20 protein-coding genes and 4 tRNA genes are annotated in these 18,654 nt (G+C 62.3%); 12 read left to right on the top strand and 12 right to left on the bottom strand.

Annotation, left to right across the window (positions count from 1 at the left end):
- Positions 1-12: 12 nt before the first annotated feature.
- The 5 genes from GR158_RS19755 to GR158_RS19735 form a co-directional block, all read right to left on the bottom strand.
- A tRNA-Glu gene (locus GR158_RS19755) sits at positions 13-87 on the bottom strand.
- A gap of 140 nt (positions 88-227) precedes the next feature.
- Positions 228-302 (bottom strand) — tRNA-Glu (locus GR158_RS19750).
- A gap of 137 nt (positions 303-439) precedes the next feature.
- A tRNA-Glu gene (locus GR158_RS19745) sits at positions 440-514 on the bottom strand.
- A gap of 144 nt (positions 515-658) precedes the next feature.
- The gene (locus tag GR158_RS19740; protein WP_160872284.1) at positions 659-1,924 is read right to left on the bottom strand and encodes a YcbK family protein; all 1,266 of its coding nucleotides are present in this window, start codon (positions 1,922-1,924) and stop codon (positions 659-661) included.
- 338 nt (positions 1,925-2,262) lie between these two features.
- The gene (locus GR158_RS19735; RefSeq protein WP_134649183.1) at positions 2,263-2,703 is read right to left on the bottom strand and encodes a VOC family protein; all 441 of its coding nucleotides are present in this window, start codon (positions 2,701-2,703) and stop codon (positions 2,263-2,265) included.
- Between the two features lie 195 nt (positions 2,704-2,898).
- On the opposite strand from GR158_RS19735, the gene GR158_RS19730 reads away from it, so the two are divergent.
- The 11 genes from GR158_RS19730 (at position 2,899) to GR158_RS19680 (ending at position 12,534) form a co-directional block, all read left to right on the top strand.
- Positions 2,899-3,477, top strand: coding sequence for a cold-shock protein (locus GR158_RS19730; protein WP_134649184.1), 579 nt, complete (start codon positions 2,899-2,901; stop codon positions 3,475-3,477).
- A gap of 17 nt (positions 3,478-3,494) precedes the next feature.
- Positions 3,495-3,980, top strand: coding sequence for a DUF192 domain-containing protein (locus GR158_RS19725; protein ID WP_160872283.1), 486 nt, complete (start codon positions 3,495-3,497; stop codon positions 3,978-3,980).
- Between the two features lie 102 nt (positions 3,981-4,082).
- A tRNA-Pro gene (locus GR158_RS19720) sits at positions 4,083-4,159 on the top strand.
- 410 nt (positions 4,160-4,569) lie between these two features.
- Positions 4,570-4,929, top strand: a complete 360-nt coding sequence (locus tag GR158_RS19715; RefSeq protein ID WP_160872282.1) for a hypothetical protein — start codon at positions 4,570-4,572, stop codon at positions 4,927-4,929.
- A 283-nt stretch (positions 4,930-5,212) separates the two neighbouring features.
- Positions 5,213-6,211 (top strand): septal ring lytic transglycosylase RlpA family protein, encoded by a 999-nt coding sequence (locus tag GR158_RS25575; RefSeq protein ID WP_160872310.1) that lies wholly within the window; start codon positions 5,213-5,215, stop codon positions 6,209-6,211.
- 71 nt (positions 6,212-6,282) lie between these two features.
- Positions 6,283-7,446, top strand: a complete 1,164-nt coding sequence (locus GR158_RS19705) for a D-alanyl-D-alanine carboxypeptidase family protein (protein ID WP_160872281.1) — start codon at positions 6,283-6,285, stop codon at positions 7,444-7,446.
- Positions 7,447-7,574: 128 nt separating this feature from the next.
- Positions 7,575-8,258 carry a dTMP kinase gene (tmk, locus tag GR158_RS19700; RefSeq protein WP_160872280.1) on the top strand — a complete coding sequence of 228 codons (684 nt, stop codon included), beginning with the start codon at positions 7,575-7,577 and terminating at the stop codon, positions 8,256-8,258.
- Positions 8,255-9,286 carry a DNA polymerase III subunit delta' gene (locus tag GR158_RS19695; protein ID WP_160872279.1) on the top strand — a complete coding sequence of 344 codons (1,032 nt, stop codon included), beginning with the start codon at positions 8,255-8,257 and terminating at the stop codon, positions 9,284-9,286. Before tmk ends, GR158_RS19695 begins: the two co-directional genes overlap by 4 nt.
- Positions 9,287-9,366: 80 nt before the next feature.
- On the top strand, positions 9,367-10,917 hold the full coding sequence (metG, locus tag GR158_RS19690; protein WP_160872278.1) for a methionine--tRNA ligase: 1,551 nt from the start codon (positions 9,367-9,369) through the stop codon (positions 10,915-10,917).
- Positions 10,918-10,924: 7 nt separating this feature from the next.
- Complete coding sequence (locus GR158_RS19685) at positions 10,925-11,704, top strand: TatD family hydrolase (RefSeq protein WP_160872277.1); 780 nt, start codon at positions 10,925-10,927, stop codon at positions 11,702-11,704.
- 2 nt (positions 11,705-11,706) lie between these two features.
- Entirely contained in the window at positions 11,707-12,534 is an 828-nt protein-coding gene (locus GR158_RS19680; RefSeq protein ID WP_160872276.1) for an MBL fold metallo-hydrolase, read from the top strand.
- Here GR158_RS19680 and GR158_RS19675 read toward each other — a convergent pair.
- Complete coding sequence (locus GR158_RS19675) at positions 12,522-13,466, bottom strand: phosphoribosylaminoimidazolesuccinocarboxamide synthase (protein ID WP_160872309.1); 945 nt, start codon at positions 13,464-13,466, stop codon at positions 12,522-12,524. The two genes, GR158_RS19680 and GR158_RS19675, sit on opposite strands and share 13 nt — an antisense overlap.
- Before the next feature lie 172 nt (positions 13,467-13,638).
- Positions 13,639-14,037 carry a GFA family protein gene (locus tag GR158_RS19670; RefSeq protein WP_160872275.1) on the bottom strand — a complete coding sequence of 133 codons (399 nt, stop codon included), beginning with the start codon at positions 14,035-14,037 and terminating at the stop codon, positions 13,639-13,641.
- 271 nt (positions 14,038-14,308) lie between these two features.
- Between GR158_RS19670 and GR158_RS19665 the strand changes: the two genes are divergently transcribed.
- Entirely contained in the window at positions 14,309-14,731 is a 423-nt protein-coding gene (locus GR158_RS19665) for a DUF4864 domain-containing protein (RefSeq protein WP_160872274.1), read from the top strand.
- A 12-nt stretch (positions 14,732-14,743) separates the two neighbouring features.
- Here GR158_RS19665 and tgt read toward each other — a convergent pair whose 3' ends face one another.
- The 5 genes from tgt to GR158_RS19640 form a co-directional block, all read right to left on the bottom strand.
- Positions 14,744-15,874 carry a tRNA guanosine(34) transglycosylase Tgt gene (gene tgt, locus GR158_RS19660; protein ID WP_160872273.1) on the bottom strand — a complete coding sequence of 377 codons (1,131 nt, stop codon included), beginning with the start codon at positions 15,872-15,874 and terminating at the stop codon, positions 14,744-14,746.
- Positions 15,871-16,929, bottom strand: coding sequence for a tRNA preQ1(34) S-adenosylmethionine ribosyltransferase-isomerase QueA (gene queA / locus GR158_RS19655; protein WP_160872272.1), 1,059 nt, complete (start codon positions 16,927-16,929; stop codon positions 15,871-15,873). The genes tgt and queA overlap by 4 nt, the downstream gene beginning before the upstream one ends.
- Before the next feature lie 7 nt (positions 16,930-16,936).
- A complete protein-coding gene (locus GR158_RS19650; protein WP_134649197.1) occupies positions 16,937-17,386 on the bottom strand; it encodes a DMT family transporter in 450 nt (149 codons plus the stop codon).
- A 76-nt stretch (positions 17,387-17,462) separates the two neighbouring features.
- Entirely contained in the window at positions 17,463-17,978 is a 516-nt protein-coding gene (locus tag GR158_RS19645; RefSeq protein WP_134649198.1) for a peptidylprolyl isomerase, read from the bottom strand.
- Positions 17,979-18,058: 80 nt separating this feature from the next.
- Complete coding sequence (locus tag GR158_RS19640; protein WP_160872271.1) at positions 18,059-18,625, bottom strand: peptidylprolyl isomerase; 567 nt, start codon at positions 18,623-18,625, stop codon at positions 18,059-18,061.
- Positions 18,626-18,654 lie beyond the last annotated feature (29 nt).

Raw genomic sequence — 18,654 nt, 5'->3', positions numbered from 1 at the left:
GGGAGAGAACCGTGGCACGCCCTAGGGGAGTCGAACCCCTCTTTTCAGAATGAAAATCTGACGTCCTAACCGATAGACGAAGGGCGCGTGCGGTGGGCGTCTTCTAATCAGGGCAGCGGATTCGTGCAAGCCCTAAATGCAGGATTTTTCTATTTTTCTTGCCCGCAAACAGAGTGCCCATCGGCACCGGTGGCGGGCGTATAAAAGCATTCGAGGGGAGAGAACCGTGGCACGCCCTAGGGGAGTCGAACCCCTCTTTTCAGAATGAAAATCTGACGTCCTAACCGATAGACGAAGGGCGCGTGCGGTGGGCGTCTTCTAATCAGGACCGGCCGGATGCGCAAGACGAAAAATGCCGTAAGTCGCAACTTTTTCAATGCCGAACGAACGGGTTCGGATGATTGCGCGATAACGATCGTGACCTGGGGGAGAGGGACCGTGGCACGCCCTAGGGGAGTCGAACCCCTCTTTTCAGAATGAAAATCTGACGTCCTAACCGATAGACGAAGGGCGCGTGCGGTGGGCGTCTTATAGAAGGGCGTTTTCGGTTCCGCAAGCGGGAAAAAGCCGTTGTGACAAAAAAATGAAAGGCCGCCTCAAGGGCGGCCTCAACATTTGGAAAACTGAAGTTTCCCAGATATTTACGGCTGAAGTCCGGCTACTTGCGGCGGCAGCGCCAGTTCCAGTCGCGCTCCGGTCCGATATCGATATGCACCGATTCCGTATGGCAATAGGTGCCCACGCCGCCGCGGCCGGGCATGCTGCGCAGATATTCGGCGAGCTCCCATTTGCTCACGCCGGCAATCTGGATATCGGCGGCTTCGCAACGCGTGTGCAGCGATTGTTTCGCCCGGTTCACCTTCACGTCGCGTAGGCCGGACGTGACGATGATGGGCTTGTCGTAGTGGTGCTCGATGTTCTTGAGAACCTGCAGCAGCTCCGGCTTGAAGCAACCCGTCTTCACCTTCTCGGTCTGCAGCCACAGTCCGTTCGGCGCGAGGCGCGCAAGGCCGGCGAGCGAGGCCACTTCCTTGAACTGCGGTGCGTCGTCCTCGACCTCATCGGATTCCGAATGGTTTGTGGAGAACATCGCATTGGCGGTGGAAACGCCGGGCAGGGTCCCCAGCGACGCCTTCTGCGTGGAGCCCGCGGTGTCGCGGTTCAACACCCGCCGCTCTCGCGTGGCAAAGCGCTCGCCGCTGAAATCGTCTTTCGCCGCATCCCGCTTGTTGGCGAAGAGCGAGGCGAGGGTGACCTGCTTGCGCTGTCCGGTCTGCGTCTCCGGCACACTTCCCACGGTCGCGCCGAGGGTGTTCTCACCGTCCTGGGCGGCAATCGCCAGTTCCGCGGGATTGGCGTTTTGCGTTTCCGCAACGAGCGCCGTGCGTGCCGTCTTCGGGATCGGTCCCGTCTCTGGCAGGGCGAGCGCCTGCTCGCCATCAGCCGACGGCTGCACGGACACGCCCACCTGCGGCATGTCCTCGACCGGCAGGCGGCCATCCTCCTCGGTCGTCTGCGCAGCACCTGTGGAATAGAGGCTTGTCGTTGCCGGATTGGTGCCGGTCCTCTCGGCAGCATAGGCCGCGCCCGACGGCGTCACCTGGCCGCCGTTGGAGTAGATGCTGGCCTTGTTGGCATCGAGCGACGCGGGCTGCATGACGAGGCCGGCCATCTCGGCCTTTTCCGTTTGCTGGCCGGTCGTCGCCGCATCGGCGGAGGCCTCGGCAGACGCCGTTTCGGCGACGACAGGCGTGGTCGTTTCCTCGCCGCTCGCGGCGACGGCATCGTCCTTGGCCCGGGCGGTCGCATTGTCCGCGCGCAAATCTGTAGAGACTGCGGAAACGCAGCCCGAGAGTGTGGCGACCGAGACGGCCAGCAGCAATCCATACCGCAGCGTCTTGAGGCCGGGCCACTTTCCTTGCATGTCCTGCAAAGGCTTTCCCCCGCTTTCGACGTTCGGGCCTCCGGTCTTGCCGCCGGAAAGGCCAATTCTTCAAACAGTCGCAACCGCAGTCGATGAAGCCGTGAGGCCGAGCTGCGGTTGCCGCGATGTTAGCGCTTGAGCCGATGGTGTAAAGGCCGGAGCGCCGGGTGCCGTGAGCGCAAACGAGCGCAATCCGGCCGAACAAAGGCCCGAATCGCCGCGTTACGCTTGAAGAACGGCCGGGAAAGCAAGAAATCCTGGCCGAATACGGCGAAACGATGGTTTGTCGCGTTCACCCTAGAGCCCGGGGTTTGCCCGGGGCTTGCGTTGCGGGCGAATTACCAGCTGCCGGTGTTCTGCATCGAGGCCCAGGGTTCGGCAGGCGCAAGGTTCTCGCCCTTCTGCAGGATCTCGATGGAAATGCCGTCCGGCGAGCGCACGAACGCCATGTGGCCGTCACGCGGCGGGCGGTTGATGACGACGCCGTTGTCCATCAGCTTCTGGCAGACGGCATAGATATCGTCGACCTCGTAGGCGAGGTGGCCGAAATTGCGGCCACCGGCATAATCCTCGGTGTCCCAATTATAGGTGAGTTCGAGGCAGGGTGCGGCGTTCGCGCGCGCCGCCTCGACATCCCCAGGGGCGGCCAGAAAGATCAGCGTGAAGCGGCCCTTCTCGTTCTCGTACCGGCGAACCTCCTCAAGGCCGAAGAGCGTGCAGTAGAAGTGAAGGGACTGGTCGACGTCTTTGACGCGAACCATCGTGTGAAGATAACGCATGAAAATATCCTCTGAACCCGGAATCAAGCGGAAGGTTATGGTTTTGTCAGCTTGAGGCAAGCCTTGAAGGCTACCAATGCAGCCGGCAAAAGTTTCAAGGGGGCTTGCGCAGTCGCATCGGGACAATGTTATTCTTATTCTCAAGAATCAGTTAACCGTAACTCATGTGACGCGTAAACGAGGGGCTGGCAGGTCATGGCAGACAGGGTGTCTTCAAAGGAAATCACGACACGTGATGACCAGAGCAATGACGCCGTTGATCTGATCGAGATCACCGGGGTCATCAAGTGGTTCGATGTCGCCAAGGGGTTCGGCTTCATCGTGCCCGACAACGGCATGCAGGACATCCTGCTGCACGTTACCTGTTTACGCCGCGATGGCTATCAGACGGTTCTGGAAGGCACGCGCGTCGTCGCGCTCGTACAGAAGCGTGAGCGTGGCCACCAGGCTTTCCGCATCCTGTCCATGGATCAGTCCACGGCGGTCCATCCCTCGCAGATGCCGCCGGTTCGCACTCACGTGCAGGTCACGCCGTCCAGCGGGCTCGAGCGCGTGCTGGTAAAATGGTTCAACCGAACCAAGGGCTTCGGTTTCCTGACGCGCGGCGAAGGCACCGAGGACATCTTCATTCACATGGAGACCCTGCGCCGCTTTGGCCTGACGGAGCTGCGGCCGGGCCAGGTCGTGCTGGTGCGCTTTGGCGACGGCGAAAAAGGCCTGATGGCAGCCGAAATCCACCCTGATCTTCCGGTCGCGGGCAACAGGCCGCATTGATGGCGGTCGGCGCGCGAATGGCAGGCCTTGTACGTCTGGCCGGGTTTTTCGCGGCATTCTTTTTCCTCACGTCTTTCGGTGCTTCCGCCGCTGAGACATTCGATACCCAATCGCTGACCATCGTCACCCGCGACGGCCGCAGCCATGCCTTCACGGTGGAGCTTGCCGTAACGCCGCGCCAGCGCGAGCAAGGGCTGATGCACCGCCGCGAGATGGCGCCCGATCACGGTATGCTCTTTGCTTTCGGCGAGACGCGTCAGGTCTTCATGTGGATGAAGAACACCTATATTCCGCTCGACATGCTGTTCATCGCCAAGGACGGCAAGATTACCGCGATCAAGGAAAATGCCGAGCCCCATTCCGAATCGATCATCGATTCCAAGGGCCCGATCGACTTTGTGCTGGAGCTCAACGGCGGCACGGTCAAACGCCTCGGCATCCGCACGGGCAACCGCATCCAGAACGAACTCGTGGAATCCATGCGCAAGGCGAAGCAGCCCTAAGGCGAAGTAGCTCTGGGCAATTCATTCACAAGCGCACGGAAAACAACCGTTTGCTGTTGCGGCAAAGACCGGATGCGTGTATCTCCCCATCGCCGGGACGGACGGAGTGTAGCGCAGTCTGGTAGCGCATCTGGTTTGGGACCAGAGGGTCGGGAGTTCGAATCTCTCCACTCCGACCACCGGCGAAGGCTTCAGAACCGGGAAATCCCGCAAGTTCAGTAGGTTCAGCTCAGCTTTCTGTTGCAAACCTCGTCACAAACGGGGCGCTAGCAGATGGCAGAAACAACAAATACCTCTTGAACTGCGTTGAACGCTATTTCGCCCGCGTCGTGAATCCCAAAGACCTTCGCCCCTTTCTCGACAAAGAAAAACCGAACTTCGGCGCTGACTGACGCACCCCGCGATCCCGGCTTCAACGACCGTCGCAGAGCTTCAGGTGCGCCTATGAGCCAGGAATGGCGAGCGGTGGTTCTGCACAGAAGAAAAGGCGAGGGCGGCAGGAGGGCGCAAAGCGCCAGTTGACCTGTGAGAAAGGCGATGGATTAAACCCTGGAAATCCCGATAACGTTGTCAAGGAGGTAGTTCAAGAATGACGGGCCGGAGAATAGGAGCTCTAAGCGCCTTGGTTGCGGTTTTGGTCGCTATTTACGCTTACTACGCTTACGAGGAGGCCCAATTCGAGGAATCTCAACTCAGAAAGCCGCTCGCCGCTGCCGAGATTGACGGGCTCGCTGCAATTAATGTGGGGCAGGGAGGATGCAGCCGGCCCTATGAACTAACACGCAAAGGCGAGCGGTTGGAACTCAGATTTCGCGCTGAACGAGAGAGGGATTCGACGATCCAAGCAAGGTTCATGGCAGCGCAAGAGAACTACCGGGGGCTTGATTCGGACGAGAAATGCACACTGTTGCGCAAGTTTTCTGACTTGGTTCAAGAATGGCGTGATTAGGCTTGCCAAGCCGTGGCATAGGGCGGATGTAAAGTACGGTTCTGTCGGCACTCTTAGTGCTGCTTCCCAGCGTATCCGCGCGTGCCGCCTCCATCAATATTAACCATGCATAAACCATAATTCGCGGAAGCTGGACCGGAGTTTGGCGTTCGCTCGCAATTTTGCCACGTTGCTGGCATGATTAACGCACTGTTATTTACTGAGTGGCATTGACGGTCGACTTGCAGGGGCAGGGTTAGGCTGGCACACCGTCGGGGACAATAGCGGCGTGGGACATAAAGACATCAAGAACACTGTGAACCGATTTGGCACGGCCCTCAGGTTCATCGCGATTCCGCTTGTATGCGCCGGCCTCGCTGCCTGCGCGACGACGTCGGCACCGACCAAGAAGAAGCCCCGCAGCAAGGAGTTCTTCTCCGAATCCGAATATGGCGTGAAGGCAAGCCCGCGCGTCGTGGAGGAAGGGCAGGCCGTTCCCAAGGGCGGCGGCCGCTATCAGGTCGGCAAGGCCTATCAGGTGCGCGGCAAGTGGTACCAGCCCAAGGAAGAGCTCGGTTACAACAAGACGGGTCTTGCCTCCTGGTACGGTTCCGCATTCCACGGCCGCCGCACGGCCAATGGCGAGGTCTACGACAAGTATCACCTGTCGGCCGCCCATCCGACCTTCCCGCTGCCCAGCTATGCGCGCGTCACGAACATGGAAAACGGCACGTCCGTCATCGTGCGCGTCAACGATCGCGGCCCGTTCCATGAGGGGCGCGTGATCGACGTGTCCTCCAAGACGGCCGACCTGCTCGACATGAAGCGCACGGGCACGGCGAAGGTCCGCGTGCAATATGTCGGCAAGGCGCCGCTCGAGGGCAACGACATGCCCTATCTCATGGCATCCTATGTCACCAAGGGCTCGCGCGTTCCCGCCGTCGATCCCGGCGGCCAGATCGCAACGGGCGTGATGGTGGCCTCCGCCGACAGTCGTTCGCTGCCGAGCGACGGTTCCGGCACGCTTTCTGCGCCGACGGGCAGTGCCATGACCGCGCTGGCCAACACGGCGGCCCAGGAAAACACGCCGTTCCAGGTCATGGAGCAGTTCGTTTCGCTGCCCGATATCGGCCCGATGCCGATGGAGCGGCCGAATTTCACGCCCCAGCTTTCCGCCGATCCGAGCTATGCGGCCGCCTATGCCGACGAGCGCGTGCGCGACGCGTCGGGCGCCTTCGACGCAATCCTCACCATCGACGGCAAACTGACGCCGCTGTCCGCACTCGCCGATAACGCCGGCTGACCCGTGGCGGCCGTCAAAGCCGTTTGCGATTGGCGCGGGCCTATGGGAGTGTGACGGCATCCGGAGTCGTCATGCATCATCGTCTGTTCATTCTCCTCGCTTTCCTCGTCTTGCTGCCGGGATTTGCGTCCGCCCAGTCTGCGGCGCCGCAGGCCGGTTTCGACGTGAAGGCCAAGCAGGTCTACCTCATCGAGGCCGAGACGGGCACGGTGCTGTTCGCGCGGGCGCAAGACGAGCTCGTGCCCGCTGCGTCGCTCGCCAAGCTCATGACCGTGGCGACGGTCTTCAAGGCCCTGGCCGCCGGCGAAACCACGCTGGAAACGCAATATCCCGTCAGCGAATACGCTTGGCGCACGGGCGGCGCGCCGTCGCGCACCTCCACGATGTTCGCCGCGCTGAAATCGAACATCCGCGTCGAGGACCTCATCCGCGGCATTGCCGTTCAGTTCGCCAACGATGCCTGCATCATCCTGGCCGAGGGCCTGGCCGGTTCGGAAAGCGCCTTCGCTGAACGCATGACGAAGGAGGCGAGGGCGCTCGGGCTGGAACGCTCGGTCTTTGCCAATGCCACCGGCCTGCCAAATCCCGACAACAAGGTGACGATGCGCGAGATGGTGGTTCTGGCCCGCCACCTCCAGACGACCTATCCCGAGCGGATGGGGTATTTTGTCGAGCCGGAGTTCGCGTGGAACAAGATCGCGCAGCGCAACCGCAATCCGCTTCTGGCACTCAATATCGGTGCGACCGGCTTTGTCACGGGCTTTTCCGAGGAGGGCGGTTATTCCATCGTCGCGTCGGTCAACCGCGACGGCAAACATCTGCTGCTGGCCATGAGCGGGCTGGAGAACGACAAGGTCCGCATCGAGGAATCGCGCCGGATCATCGAATGGGCGCTGTCGTCCTTCGAGCGGCGTACGCTCTTCCGTGAAGGCGAGACGATTGCCGATGCGAGCGTCTATGGCGGGGCGAGCGGCAAGGTGCCGCTGGTGGCCGGCGAGCAGGTCGATGTCTTCCTGCCGAAGGACAACTCGCAGCGCCTCGTCGCCCGCGTGGTCTACACCTGGCCGCTGCGGGCCCCTGTCCAGCCGGGGCAGGCCGTTGGCACGCTGCGCATATCCAATGAGAAGCAGCTCCTGCGCGAGGTCCCGGTAAAGACGGCGGGAACAGTGGAGGTGGGCACGCTGCGCGCGCGGGCGCTGGATGCGTTGGTCGAACTCTTCTTCTTCTGGATATGAACGGACAGGGCGGGGCGAAAAGCGTTTCGCCTGCCGGAAACATGGGGTAGTAGTGGTCCGATTCATCTCGGCCCTGCCGGATTTCGACTGAAGAGGCCGCGTTGCGGCCACAGCAACGGAAACAGGATTTGTCTGCCGCACCCGGTTTGTTTGTCACGTTCGAAGGCGGCGAGGGCGCCGGAAAGTCGACGCAGATCCAGCTTCTCGCACAGGCCTTGCGCGCGCGCGGCATGACGGTGCTCACGACGCGTGAACCGGGTGGCTCGAAGGGTGCGGAGGCCGTCCGTCACGTCCTTCTTTCCGGCGCTGCCGAACCGTACGGCATCCGCATGGAGGCGATCCTGTTTGCCGCCGCACGCAGCGATCATGTCGAACAGGTCATCCGTCCGGCGCTTGCGGCGGGCAGCGTCGTGCTGTGCGATCGCTTCATGGATTCCTCGCGCGTCTACCAGGGCATTACCGGCAATCTCGAACAGACCTTTATCGAGGCGCTGGAGCGGGTCGCGGTCAACGGCGTCGTGCCGGACTGTACGGTGATCTTCGACCTGCCGGCCGCCGTGGGGCTGGAGCGTGCCCGCAAGCGCGCCGCCGGGCCGAACGAACAGCCCGACCGTTTCGAAAAGGAAGAGCTGCAGACGCACGAGAAGCGGCGCGAGGCCTTTCTCGATATCGCCGAGCGCGAGCCGCTGCGCTGCCGGGTCGTCGATGCCACACGGACGCAGGAGGCGATTGCCGCGGACGTCCTGGCCATCGTCGAGCCGTTGCTGCCCATCGCTGCCGCCCGCAGGCAGGATCCGGAGCAGGTTTCGTGAGCGACGAGCGCCCGGGCATTCTGGATGGAGCGGTGCATCCCGCCGAGCAGACGAAGCTTTTCGGCCATGCCGAGGCGGAGGATTTCCTTGCGCGCTCCTATCGTTCGGGCAAGGGGCATCATGCCATCCTGATGGAGGGGCCGGAGGGGATCGGCAAGGCGACGCTCGCCTTCCGCTTCGCCAACCACGTGCTGCATAACCCCGATCCGTCCGCTGCGCCGGAGAGCCTCGCCGCGCCTTCGCTCGCCTCGCCGATCACCCGTCAGTTGGCGGCCGGCTCCTCCCACAATCTGCTGCACCTTACACGCCCGGTGGACGAGAAGAGCGGCAAGGTGAAATCCGCCATCACCGTGGACGAGGTGCGCAAGGCCGGAAAATTCCTGGCGCAGACCTCGGGCACCGGCAACTGGCGCATCGTCATCATCGATCCCGCGGATGATCTCAACCGCAACGCCGCCAACGCCATCCTGAAGATCCTGGAGGAGCCGCCGAAGCGGGCGCTCTTCCTTGTCCTGACCCATGCGCCCGGCAAGCTGCTGCCGACCATCCGCTCGCGCTGCATGCCGTTGGCGCTTGCGCCATTGTCGGATGCAGATCTCGTCTCGGCCCTGGACAGTCTCGGCGTCGCACCGTCAGGCGGACGGGCAGGGGCGCTGATCGAAGCAGCGCATGGCAGCGTCTCCGAGGCGCTGAAACTGGTCAACTACGGCGGTTTCGACATCGTGGAAGCATTCCGCGCCATCGTCGACGGACCGGCCGAACCCCCACGCCGCGACGTGCACAAGCTGGCCGATGTGCTCTCCGCGAAAGACAGCGACACCGTCTTCTCCTTCTTCTGCCAGCACGCGGCGGATTTCGTGACGGACAGCGCCCGCGCCGCGGCCCTCGCCGGCGACATCGCCCGCGCCGACCGCCTTGCCCAACTCTCGTCGCAACTCGGCGAGCGCATCGCCATCGCGCAGGGCTACAACCTCGATCGCAAGCAGACGATCATCACCGTGCTCGACGATATCCGGGCGGCGCTTTAAAGCAACTTGCTGTTTCCCTCTGCGGCGGCATGGTCTAATACCTTGCGGCAACGCACAACTGAAAACAGAACGTAGCTTTCATGACCGACACGTCCCGCTTTTACATCACGACCGCCATTTCCTATCCGAACGGCAAGCCGCATATCGGCCATGCCTATGAACTGATCGCCACGGATGCGATGGCGCGCTACCAGCGGCTGGACGGACGCGATGTCTTCTTTCTGACGGGCACCGACGAGCACGGCCAGAAGATGCAGCAGACCGCGCGGAAGGAAGGCATTACGCCGCGGGAATTGGCCGATCGGAATTCGAAAGAATTCAAGGATATGGCCGTTCTTCTTAATGCATCGAACGATGATTTCATCCGCACCACGGAACAGCGCCATTACGAAGCCTGCGCCGAGATCTGGCGCCGGATGGAAGCCAGTGGTGACATCTACAAGGGCGGTTATGCCGGATGGTATTCCGTCCGCGACGAAGCCTATTACCAGGAGAGCGAGACCGAGGAGCGCGACGACGGCGTTCGCTACGGCCCGCAAGGCACACCTGTCGAATGGGTGGAGGAGGAGAGCTACTTCTTCAAACTCTCGGCCTATCAGGACAAGCTCCTGAAGCACTATGAGGACAACCCCGATTTCATCGGCCCGGCCGAGCGCCGTAACGAGGTCATCTCCTTCGTCAAGTCCGGTCTCAAGGACCTGTCGGTCTCGCGCACGACCTTCGATTGGGGCATTCCGGTTCCGGGCGATCCGGATCATGTGATGTATGTCTGGGTGGATGCGCTGACCAACTACATCACCGCGACCGGCTACTTGACCGATCCCGAGGGACCGCGCGCAAAGTACTGGCCAGCGAATATCCACATCATCGGCAAGGACATCATCCGTTTCCACGCCGTCTACTGGCCGGCCTTCCTGATGTCGGCGGGCCTGCCCCTGCCGGAACGGGTCTTCGCGCATGGCTTCCTGCTCAACAAGGGCGAGAAGATGTCGAAGTCGCTCGGCAACGTCGTGGATCCGGTCAACCTTGTCAGCCATTTCGGCCTCGATCCGATCCGCTACTTCTTCCTGCGCGAAGTCTCCTTCGGCCAGGACGGAAGCTATAGCGAAGAGGGCATCGCGACCCGCATCAACTCGGATCTCGCCAACGGCATCGGCAATCTGGCCAGCCGTTCGCTGTCGATGATCGTCAAGAACTGCGACGGCAAGATACCCGAATGCGGTGAATTAACGGATGCCGACCGTGCGATGCTGGCCTCCGTCGACGCGCTGCATGCGATCACGCGCGAGGACATGGGCAAGCAGCAGATCCACAAGGCGCTCGCCGCGATCATCGCCGTCGTGTCCGAGGCCGACCGTTATTTCGCGGGCGAGGCGCCTTGGGCGCTCAAGAAGACCGATCCAGTCCGCATGGGCACCGTGCTTTACGTGACGGCGGAAGTCGTGCGCCAGATCGCCATCCTGCTTCAGCCCTTCATGCCGGAATCGGGCGGCAAGCTGCTGGATCTCGTCGGCGCGGGCGCAGACAAGCGGGATTTCGCAGCACTGGGCACCGCAGGCCGCCTGGTCAGCGGCACGCCGCTGGAAGCGCCCGCACCGGTCTTCCCGCGCTACGTGGCGCCCGAGGCGTAAGGTTGCCATGCTGATCGACACCCACTGCCATCTGGACTTTCCGGACTTCGCGGCGGAGCGGGACGATATCGTCGCGCGTGCGCACGCGGCCGGCGTGAAGCAGATGATCACCATCTCCACACGGGTGCGGAAGTTTCCGGACATACTGGCGATCGCCGAGACCTATCCGAGCGTGTTCTGCTCGGTCGGCACGCATCCGCACAATGCGGACGAGGAGCTGGATATCACCGTCGCGGAACTCGTGGCCTTGTCCCGACATCCGCGCGTGGTGGCGATCGGCGAGGCGGGTCTCGACTATTTCTACGACAACGCGCCGCGTGACGCGCAGGCGATCGGCCTGCGCAACCACATTGCCGCCGCCCGGGAAACCGGCCTGCCGCTCGTCATCCACAGCCGCTCGGCTGACGAGGACATGGCGGCGATCCTGACGGAGGAAACGGGGAAGGGCGCTTTCCCCTTCCTGCTGCACTGCTTTTCCTCAGGGCCGGATCTCGCCCGCGTCGGTGTGGAACTCGGCGGCTATATCTCCTTTTCAGGCATCCTGACGTTCCCGAAGTCGGAGGAGCTGCGCGAGATCGCCAAAACCGTGCCGCCGGAGCGCATGCTGGTGGAGACCGATGCGCCCTACCTTGCGCCGAAACCGTTCCGCGGCAAGCGCAACGAGCCGGCCTATGTCGCGCACACGGCGGCTGTGCTGGCCGAGACCATCGGCGTCAGCACCGAGGACATCGCGCGCATGACCACCGAGAACGCCTTCCGCATCTTCTCGAAGATGCCGCGGGTGTAGCCGTGGTCTATCGGCGGCGCTTTACCATACTCGGCTGCGGTTCGTCGCCCGGCGTGCCGCGCATCACCGGTGATTGGGGTGCCTGCGATCCGCAAAATCCGAAGAACCGGCGGACGCGCGCGTCCTTCCTGGTGGAGCAGTTCGGGCCGGATGGGGTCACGACCGTCGTCATCGATACGGGGCCCGATTTTCGCACCCAGATGATCGCAGCCGGCGTCGCCGAGATCGATGCCGTTCTTTATACGCATCCCCATGCCGATCATATCCACGGCATCGATGACATCAGGGGTTTCGTGCTGCAGAACCATCGTCAGGTGCCGATCTGGGCCGACGAGCCGACCATGGAGCGCATTCGCGAAGGCTTCGGCTACTGTCTCAAGACACCCGCCGGCAGCATGTATCCGCCGATCATCACGGAGAACCTGATCGAGCCCAAAGACGCGCCGGTGACGATCCACGGGCGAGGGGGCGCCATGACGTTCCAGCCTCACCTTCAGGTGCATGGCCAGATCCATTCGCTGGGCTTTCGCATCGGCGATGTGGCCTACTGCTCCGATGTCAGCGATTTCCCCGAGGAAACCCTTCCGCGTCTGCACGGCCTCGACGTGCTGATCATTGACGCGCTCCAGTATCGCTATCACGCCAGCCATCTCTCGATCAGCCAGGCGCTGGAATGGATCGAGCGATTGAAGCCGTCCCGCGCGATCCTGACCCACATGCACGTGCCGCTCGATTACGATACCGTGCAGCGGGAAACGCCGGATCACGTGGAGCCCGCCTATGACGGGCTGAGCTTCGAAATCAAGCTGGCCGGCGATCAGGTGAAGTAAGGCGCCAGATTCTTGCGGATTCGGTGGAGGACCGTATCCTCGGAAAGATCGGGAACGAACGTCTTTCCTGTAATCTGTTCAAAGGCCTGGATGTAGACCTTGGAGGTCTGCTCGACCAGGTCGCGCGGGATTTCCGGAATCGGATCCTTGTAGGGATCGCAGCGCTCGGTAACCCAGGCGCGCACGAAATCCTTGTCGAAGCTCGCCGGACGCCCGCCGGCGGCAAAACTTTTCTCGTAGCTGTCGGCAATCCAGTAACGGCTGGAATCCGGCGTATGGATCTCGTCCGCCAGCACGATGCGGCCGTCCTTGTCCGTCCCGAATTCGTACTTGGTATCGACGAGGATCAGCCCGCGTTCGGCTGCGCGCGCCTGTCCGCGTGCGAAGAGTGCCAGCGCATAGCGCGACACCGTTTCCCACTGTTCCGGCGTCAGCAGGCCCTGGGCGAGGATTTCTTCGCCCGACAGCGGTTCGTCATGGCCGCCGTCGAAAGCCTTGCTGGTGGGCGTGATGATCGGCTCGGGAAGCTTTTCGTTGTCCCTGAGGCCATCCGGCAGCGTGATGCCGTACATTTCGCGCTCGCCCTTGCGATACTTGGTCAGGATCGACGTGCTGGTCGTGCCGGCCAGATAGCCGCGCACCACGATCTCGACCGGCAGGATATCGAGCCGCGTGCCGATCACCACATTCGGATCCGGATAGGACTGGACGTGGTTCGGGCAAATGTCGGCGGTTTCCTCGAACCAGTAGCGCGCCGTCTGGGTCAGGACTTGGCCCTTGAACGGAATGGCGGTCAGGATAACGTCGAAAGCGCTGAGCCGGTCCGTCGCGATGATGATGCGGCGACCATCCGGCAGGTCATAATTCTCGCGAACCTTGCCATTGTAGCGGTTCGGCAGTTCCGGAATGTAGGCGTCGGAGAGAATGCGCAAATCGCTCATGAGCAAGGCTTTCGCTGTTGGTTCCGTCTGCCGTTTCGCTTAAGGCTGGGAGAGGTTCCGGGTCAAGGCGGAAACCGGTTTTCCAGCGTCTTTGGCGTATTTCGTCCGATGGTTAGTTCCATAATCTATCTTATCTGATTTAAATATGCAGCCCCCTAGTTCCTCAATCCCGGTCCTCGAAACGTCCCTCATTCTCCCGGTCGCGCTCGTAGAGCTTCTTGATTGGAAACGGCGGAAGCCAGGATTCCCGGCGGATGGTCCAGAGTTCGTAGGTCGGTACCAGCTGGTCGGGCGCGTCGAGCGCGCCGAGGTTCACCTCGATCTCGTCGTCGCTGCGGGAGAATACGGAGGAACCGCAACGCGGACAGAAGAAGCGGCTTTGATAGTCCCGCGTCTCTCCGTGCACCGTGACCGCATTGTCCGGGAAGATCGCCGAGGCATGGAAAAGCGCGCCATGGTGCTTGCGGCAATCCATGCAATGACACAGGCCGACGCGATACGGCGGCCCCGCCGCCTCGATGCGAACGGCACCGCAGAGACAACCACCTGTGAACCGCTGCATGGTCTGACCTCCTGCTCTTGCCGTGCCGCTCTGAAACTGAAAATGAGCTCGCCCAGCATTGACCACTTCTCTCACACGCAGGCGCGGCTGACAACGCAACGCGCAAATTCATAAACTTGCGCCAAGTAAGCGACATTAAAATACGGTGATATATATATGAAATAAAATAATAAAATACATGAGAGCGCGTAAGTGGGGTGGCAGCTCGATAAGCATGCGTTCTGCACGAAAACACGCTATTCTAACCGACGATCAGAGTGAGGAGCGTGCCATGAAACGTGCTGCCGCCATATCCCTCAGTGCATTGTTCGTGGCGGCCTTGCCGTCTGTGGCTGGCGCGGCTGAGCCTCTGGACACCGTCCAGGATATTATCGAACGTCAGATCGCCGCGTTCCTGGCTGACGATGCGGCAACCGCCTATGCCTTCGCCTCACCGGCCATCCGCGAAAAATTCGCGACCGAAGACGCGTTCTTCGACATGGTCAGAAAGAGCTACGCGCCGGTCTATCGCGCCGGCAACTTCGCCTTTGGCCGCTCGAAGATCGTTGGCGACATGGTGGTGCAGGAGGTGTTGATATCCGGGCTCGACGGAAAGGACTGGACGGCACTCTATCAACTCCTGCGGCAGCCCGACGGCAGCTACAGGATCAATGGCGTGCATATGGTGCGCACGGCGCCGGGGCCTGAAATCTGAACGTGCGAGCGGTCAGAGCGGGGCGAGATCGCCCCTCGCCCAATTTTCCTGCGTCTCCGCCATGAAGTCGGCGAAACGGCCCTCCTCGATCGCCTTGCGGATGCCGGCCATCAGGTCCTGGTAATAGGACAGATTGTTCCACGTCAGCAGCATGCCGCCGAGGGATTCGTTGGCGCGGATCAGATGATGCAGATAAGCGCGCGAGTAATCGCGGGCTGCCGGGCAGTTCGATTCCTCATCCAGCGGACGCATGTCCTCGGCATGGCGGGCATTGCGCAGGTTGATGCGGCCGCGCCGGGTGAAGGCCAGGCCGTGGCGGCCCGACCGGGTCGGCATCACGCAGTCGAACATATCGATGCCGCGGGCGACGGATTTCAGCATGTCGTCTGGCGTGCCGACGCCCATCAGGTAACGCGGCTTCTCAAAGGGCATGTGCGGAATGGTCGTGTCGATCATGTCGAGCATGACCTCCTGCGGTTCGCCCACCGCAAGGCCGCCGATGGCATAGCCCTTGAGATCCAGCCCGGCGAGCGCCTGCGCAGAGCGCACGCGCAGATGCGGGATATCGCCGCCCTGCACGATGCCGAACATCGCCTTGCCGGGCTGGTCGCCGAAGGCCGCCTTGCAGCGCTCGGCCCAGCGCAATGACATTTCCATGGCGCGCTCGATCTCCGTGGGCGATGCCGGCAGCGCCACGCATTCGTCGAGCTGCATCTGGATATCGCTGTCGAGCAGGCCCTGGATTTCGATGGAGCGTTCCGGCGACATGTGATGCAGCGCGCCGTCCACATGGCTCTTGAAGGTCACGCCCTGCTCGTCGAGCTTGCGCAGGCCCGAGAGCGACATGACCTGGAAGCCGCCCGAATCGGTGAGGATCGGGTGCGGCCAGCGGATGAGCTCATGCAGGCCGCCCAGGCGCGCGACGCGCTCCGGTCCGGGCCGCAGCATCAGGTGATAGGTATTGCCGAGAATGATATCCGCGCCAAGCTCGCGGACCTGGTCCAGATACATCGCCTTGACCGTGCCGACCGTGCCGACGGGCATGAAGGCGGGCGTGCGAATGGTGCCGCGCGGCATCGAGACCTCGCCGCGACGGGCCTTGCCATCCGTGGCGAGAAGCTTGAACTGGAAGGTTTCGGTCATGCGTGGTCCCGGAAAAGCAGGCTGGAATCGCCGTAGGAATAGAAGCGGTAGCCGGACGAAATGGCATGCGCATAGGCGCCGCGCATCGTCTCCAGGCCGGAAAAGGCCGAAACGAGCATGAACAGCGTCGACTTCGGCAGATGAAAGTTCGTCATCAGGATATCGGCCGTGCGGAAGCGGTAGCCGGGCGTGATGAAAATACCCGTCGCACCGGACCATGGCTTGATCGTGCCGTCCTCGTCGGCGGCACTTTCCAGAAGGCGTAGCGAGGTCGTGCCGACGGAGACGATGCGGCCGCCCCTCGCCTTCACGGCATTCAGCGCGGCGGCGGTTTCCTCGGAGACATAGCCGATCTCCTCGTGCATGACATGCTCGGTCGTGTCGTCGGCCTTGACCGGCAGGAAGGTGCCGGCGCCCACATGCAACGTCACGAAATGCCTGATGACGCCGAGCGCGTCGAGCTTCTCGAACAGCGCGTCGGTGAAGTGCAGGCCGGCGGTCGGCGCGGCGACGGCGCCCTCTTCGCGGGCATAGATCGTCTGGTAGTCCTTGCGGTCCGCCTCGTCTTCGGCGCGCTTGGAGGCGATATAGGGCGGCAGGGGGATATGGCCGACGGTCGCGATGGCGCGGTCGAGTTCGGGGCCGGACGCATCGAAATGCAGCGTGACCTCACCGCCCTCGCCCTTGTTTTCCACGGTCGCCCAGAGCGTGCCGAAGGCGATGCGGTCGCCCGGCTTGATGCGCTTGCCGGGCTTGGCGAAGGCCTTCCAGCGATCGCCGGCTATGCGCATGTGCAGTGTCGCCGACACCGCCTGCCCGCCCGCTCCTTCCCGATGGCGGATGCCTTCCAGTTGAGCGGGAATGACACGCGTATCGTTGAAGACAAGCGCATCCCCTGCCCGGAGCAGCGACGGCAGATCCCCGACGGTGAAATCCTCGTAGGGTGTCTCCGTGCCCGGACGCACCACGAGCAGCTTTGCCGCCTCGCGCGGGGTCACGGGGCGCAACGCGATGTTTTCTTCCGGCAGGTCGAAATCGAAAAGGTCGACGCGCATGGTTTTCTCAGAGGAAGCGGATCATAAGGGCGCCCGCGACGAGCAGGACGGCGCCGCCGATGCGCCCGACGGAGATTTCGCGAACGGCCATGCCGAGAAAACCGATGCGGTCGAGCAGGATGCCGGCGAGAAGCTGGCCGGAAACGGCAAAGGCCATGACAGCGGCCGCACCGATGCGCGGCGTGAGAAAGATCGCGGTCGTGACATAGACCGTGCCCAATGCGCCGCCGGCGATATAGAGCCAGAGGTCCGGGCCGCGCCAATCCGGCGAGCGCCCTTCAAAGGAAGAGGTCAGCAGAACGACAAGGGCGAGGATGGCGGCACCCGACAGGAATGACACGCAGGCGGCCGCGACCGGCATGCCGAGACCACGTCCGAGCATGGCGTTGATCGGGGCCTGAATTGCGATGCACGCGCCGGCCGCGATGCCGAGCAACGCCCAGAGGAAAGCAGCCATATCGCCGGTCCTTGAAAAGAAAACAAACAAAACCGCGCCCGCCGGGGCGGGCGCGGTCGAAAACGATCGGTTTCTATCAGGCCGCTACGTCGGCGGCAACCTTCATCGAAACGATGGTATCGGGATCGCGCACCGGCTCGCCGCGCTTGATCTTATCAATGTTGTCCATGCCTTCGATGACCTGGCCCCACACGGAATACTGCTTGTTCAGCCAGGGTGCGTCGGTGAAGCAGATGAAGAACTGCGAGTTGGCGGAGTTCGGCATCTGGCTGCGGGCCATCGAGCAGGTGCCGCGCACATGGCTCATATTAGAGAACTCGGCCTTGAGGTCCGGCTTGTCGGAGCCGCCCATGCCGGCGCGCGACGGATTGAAGTCCGCGCCGCCGGTCTTGCCGTACTGCACGTCGCCCGTCTGGGCCATGAAGTCCTCGATCACGCGATGGAAGACGACGCCGTCATAGGCACCTTCGCGCGTCAGTTCCTTGATGCGTGCCACGTGGCCCGGTGCGAGATCCGGAAGCAGCTGGATGACCACCTTGCCCTTCGTGGTCTCCATGATGATGGTGTTTTCCGGATCCTTGATCTCGGCCATGGTCTCTCTCCTTTAAAAGCCTGCCCCAGAGGTGTGTTCTTCCTTCGGGATTGCAACAGGCACCTCATCAAAAAATGGCGTTACTTGCCGACGGTGACCTTGATCATGCGGTCGGGATCGGTGACGGAGCCGTTGTTGGCGTCGTCGCCGCGCTTGATCTTGTCGACATTCTCCATGCCAGAGACGACCTTGCCAACGACCGTGTACTGGCCGTTCAGGAAGTCGCCAGGCGCGAACATGATGAAGAACTGCGAGTTGGCGGAATTCGGATCCTGCGCGCGCGCCATGCCGACGGTACCGCGCTCGAACGGGATATCCGAGAACTCGGCCGGCAGATCCGGCTGGCTGGAGCCGCCCGTGCCGGCTGCCTGCGGCTGATAGCCGTTCTCCATGTCGCCATACTGCACGTCACCCGTCTGGGCCATGAAACCGTCGATCACACGATGGAAGGCGACGTTGTCGTATTCGCCGGCCGCAGCAAGCGCCTTGATGCGCTCGGCGTGCTTCGGCGCCTTGTCGTTCAACTCGATGACGACGGGGCCGTCCTTGAGCTGGATCGTGATGAAATCGGCAGCCTGGGCCACGAAGGCGCCGGTTGCCGTCGCCAGGAACAGGGCGCCTGCGAAGGCGGTGCGGAGAATGTTCATGATAGCTCCCTTGATGGGTTCAGGATAAT

It is taken from the genome of Shinella sp. AETb1-6 (genome assembly GCF_009826875.1).
In the GTDB taxonomy this organism is placed as follows: Bacteria; Pseudomonadota; Alphaproteobacteria; order Rhizobiales; family Rhizobiaceae; genus Shinella; species Shinella sumterensis.
Note: the sequence above shows the minus strand (reverse complement) of the source record. Positions and strands in the feature narration are given on the sequence as shown.